5 protein-coding genes are annotated in these 4246 nt (G+C 32.6%); all 5 read left to right on the top strand.

Annotated features, from left to right (window positions below; genetic code table 11):
- Window positions 1–590: flavodoxin domain-containing protein (locus ABZA26_RS08875; protein WP_372714162.1), on the top strand; the 590-nt coding region annotated here is incomplete at its 5' end.
- 59 nt (window positions 591–649) lie between these two features.
- Entirely contained in the window at window positions 650–880 is a 231-nt protein-coding gene (locus tag ABZA26_RS08880; protein ID WP_372714163.1) for a DUF86 domain-containing protein, read from the top strand.
- Window positions 877–1104 carry a HepT-like ribonuclease domain-containing protein gene (locus ABZA26_RS08885; RefSeq protein ID WP_372714164.1) on the top strand — a complete coding sequence of 76 codons (228 nt, stop codon included), beginning with the start codon at window positions 877–879 and terminating at the stop codon, window positions 1102–1104. Before ABZA26_RS08880 ends, ABZA26_RS08885 begins: the two co-directional genes overlap by 4 nt.
- A 142-nt stretch (window positions 1105–1246) precedes the next feature.
- Window positions 1247–2224 (top strand): type II secretion system protein, encoded by a 978-nt coding sequence (locus ABZA26_RS08890; RefSeq protein WP_372714165.1) that lies wholly within the window; start codon window positions 1247–1249, stop codon window positions 2222–2224.
- Window positions 2225–2971: 747 nt separating this feature from the next.
- Window positions 2972–3760, top strand: coding sequence for a S1 RNA-binding domain-containing protein (locus ABZA26_RS08895; protein ID WP_372714166.1), 789 nt, complete (start codon window positions 2972–2974; stop codon window positions 3758–3760).
- Window positions 3761–4246 lie beyond the last annotated feature (486 nt).

Here is a 4246-nt window from a genome sequence, read left to right on the forward strand (position 1 = left end):
GCAAGATTCTCGAGAGAAAATTAGATGAGGTTATATCCCTTGGTCTTCCTATAGACGTAATATGCCCGTCTCATGGTGTTATATGGAGAGATAATCCTATGCAGATTGTTGAAAAATACTCTAAATGGTGTAGAAGTTATAAAGAAGAAGATGTTGTTGTAATTGCCTATGATACTATGTGGGAAAGTACAAAAAAAATGGCGGAATCGATAGCTGACGGTATAAGAGAAGTAAAGCCAGAGTATGAAATCATCCTTACCAACTCAGCAAAAAATAGTGAAAATGACATAGTTACTGATATGTTCAGAGCATCTGCAATACTATTTGGTTCATCAACGATAAATAATGGAATACTCCCATCGATGGCTGCTCTTCTAGAGGGAGTGAAAGGTGTAAATTTCCAGGATAAAAAAGTAGCGGCTTTTGGAAGTTATGGATGGAACGGGAAATCTCTTGCTGTACTCAATGAGGAACTCTCTAAGACAAAAATGACACTTGTTAACGAGGGACTGAAAGTAAAGTGGAATCTTAACAGTGCTACAAGAGAAGAATGTATGGCATTTGGAAGAGATTTTGCAGAAAAATTGTAAGTTGCTTTTCTAGTATGTCAACCTTATTGTTTTGATGAGAGTTGAAAAGTAGATTGTGCATGTTACCAAATATAACTAATGACTTGTTGCATATTTTAAGTATTCTAGAAAGTATTGAAAAATTATCTGGGTACAAAAAAGGTTATTCTGATGCAGAAGAGTTTTTCGAAGCAGCAGATCAATTGCCATTCAATGCATCCTTATCTTTACTGGTAAACATAGGAGAAGCCTCTGGAAAAACAAGTAAAGAGCTTAGAGATAAGCACGCAGATATTCCTTGGAAACAATGAAAGATTTTAGAAATAGAGTGGCTCATGACTATGTTAATCTAAATATGTTTGTTATTTGTGATGTGATAATGGATAAGCTTCCATCGATATTAGAAAATTTAGAAGACCTTGTTGCAACAGAGATAAGTAATAAAAATTTTATTTTAGAAGAATATCAAGTGTGTATAAGGAATAGGTTTTATAAGCATGTAAAATTTGATAAGATAAACTTTAAGATTAGATAATAGCGAGGCTAAACGGCCTCTCTTTTTTTATGGTTTAAACACTTTGTAAGCATAATAATTTTGACATAGATCCTTTTAAATAATATACTCAAACTATAACATGAAATTGATATATATTTGTACAATGGAAGGAGAGTAGATTATGCTGAAAAAAGGATTTACAGGAATAGAGCTTATGATAGTTATATCAATAATCTCTCTAATATCAGCCATTGCACTTCCAAAATTTTACAATATAAGATCGGACGCAAAGATAGCTAACGTCAGTGGGAATTTAGCAAATTTGTATACAGCAATATCTCTATATAATCTGAAAAATTCAAGTTATCCTGATCTGGTAGGAAATGAGGATAATTTAGGTGATTTTAGCGACGTATATTCTAAAAGTAAAATGCCGAATACACCAGGTTATTCAGGAGGATCAAAGTCCAATACTGTTTATAGCAGCAGGTCCAATACAGGAGGATGGCTTTACATCAAAAGTGATGGCGAAATATATGCCAACTTAGAAGACGGAACTTATAGTGGAGATGCTAACAGCGAGGTATGGAGTGGCGAATCTGAAACTTCTAACTCTATTACATACGACTTTGATGACGATGAGGGATTAATTTTTAAGTCTGGGACATGGGCAATTTCTGAGGATGGTACACTATATTCAACTGGAGGATGGAATGGATATGTTTTTGCAGAAAATCCATATTCTGAATACAACATAGATGTAACAGCAACATTGATTGATGCTGCAAATGGATATGGAATATTTATTCAATCAGACGAAGATGGTTCTGGATATATACTTCAGTTCGATTATGGTCTCAATGCAATTGTCGTAAAAGAGCGTGATTCATCTGGAAATGAACTTTCAACTACTATTATAGTCAGAAATGAAGACTATATGACTGATGATTGGTGGACGTCAGAACACGATATATCGATCAGTGTAACAAGTAATGATGATGGAACTAATTCTGTATCAGTCAGTATCGATGATGAAGAGATAACTGATGAAGATGGCATAACAATAGATGAGTCAACTTCATCAACAAATTATACAGGATTTAGGTCTTGGGGGGATGCAGATGTGGAGGTTGAAAGTCTCAGTATCAGCGAGATTTAAAAATTGTGGTGTGTCATATGACACACCACCTTTATATTTATTTTTATTGTTGACTAATGTACGGAAAACATTAATTTTAATTATTCCTTGAATTATATAAAAATTTTATTTTTTTTAATTACTTTACTGATGTTTCGCGCTCAGTTAGTGTTATTATAAATGTTGGACAATTCTATAAACAGGCGCCACCAAAAGTTGAATATTATTTGATAGAATATGGAAAGACGTTCATTAAATTAATTGATAGTATTCACCTTTTGGGGAGAAGCTTATACAGACACAAATTTTAAGAAGTAAAATATTTTTAAGATCTATAGCATAGAGACTTTTAATTTGTATTCTCAATTTAAAGAGATAATTTATTATTGTATATGAAGAACATGATGACGCATAATTCGTATAAGTTTTCAGACAAAAGAGAGTAAAAGAATCACTAAAGATTAATTTAAGTGGTAAAGGAGGAGTATAAATTAAATCTTATAAAAAAGTTAAAGAGGCTATATACGATAAAATGACCTGTTGGAAGAAAATGAACTTATCAGAGCTGCTCTTGGTATTAACTATAATTATATCAATTCCATTAGGTTTTCTTATATTTAAATTGGTATTAGCTGGAAAGATAACATGGAAGCATCTGTTGTGGTTTAGTGTATTATTTGGTTAGAAGGCAATAGAAGCAAATATGAAACTCAGATATATTGTATATATCATATCTAGAGGGAAACGATCTTTAATAAGGGGGAGCACGTGAAGTTTGAAAAAATACAGATTGGGGATGAACTACAGGTAAGAGTGGAAAAACTCATAGGATATAAAGCTTCTTTAAGAAGTGGTGATGTAGAAGGTTTTATTCATAAAGATGAAGTGGCTTGGACAAGAGTATCGGATATCAGTGATGTTTTACAAGAAGGTGAGCTGATAACTGCAAAAGTTATAAGGAAGATAGAAAAAAAGGATATCGAGTTATTGGAATTTACATTGAAAAAAGAGGAAGAGAATCCAATATTAAAATATCAGGACAAGTATAAGAAGGGAAACATAATAGAGGGAGAAGTTGTGAATATCGTGGACTATGGAGTAACCGTAGAAACGGAGGATGTGATAGGCTTTGTCCAGGTATCTGAAATAAGCTGGGATAGCAACCGTCATCCTAGTGTGTACTGTAATATAGGAGACAAGATAAAAGCTAAGATCATTGGCGTAAATGAAGAAAGAGGAACTTTGAGACTTTCTATGAAAGAAGTCTTGGAGAATCCATGGGAGAAAATAAAAGAAAAGTACAAGATCGGTGATATCGTTGAGGTAGTAGTAAAAGGTTTATATACCGCAAATGCAATGGGAAGTGTGATTTTAAATATATCGAGTGGTGAAGTTTTTGCTAAGGCTCATCTAGATGGAGAAGTAGAGGTGATTTTAATAATTTCCAATTTTTCAAATAGTGAGAAGGAAGAGTTGGTCGGAAAGAGGGTAAAATCTGAAATTACATGTTTAGATGCTGAAAAACAGTATGTAAGATTGAACTTTATTGAAGAATAGATGAACAGAAAAAACAGGATTACCATCAGTAAGGGGGATGTTTCAAGTTTTTGTAAAATAGAGGTAATCAATTCATATCAAGCAATAAAAATATGTGATTTCAAAGAATTAATAGAAAGTAAGAGGCGTTCCCAAATTTAGTATAAATTTAATATGATCTCCCTAGTCAATAGATTATAATTCTAACGACTAGGGAGGTTTTTTATGAGTAAAAAAGTGAACTAAAAAGATTAAAGATATGGAAAAGTTACTTATAATATTGGTCGTAATTTATCCTGGAAAAATGGATAAATATTTAATTTAAAAAGGTGATCCAGCTGGATCACCTATAAATGACTAGGAATATAATTTACACGGAATTTGGGAAAGACCCGAAAGACCCCCCTATACCCGAGAAAGAATTAGAAAAATTTAGAAGTGTTTTCATACTCTATTCCTAATAAGTGTTTATTTAGATATTTTTCATGTCTGCTTTCAAAGACTACC

It is taken from the genome of Ilyobacter sp. (assembly GCF_041583315.1).
GTDB lineage: Bacteria > Fusobacteriota > Fusobacteriia > Fusobacteriales > Fusobacteriaceae > Ilyobacter.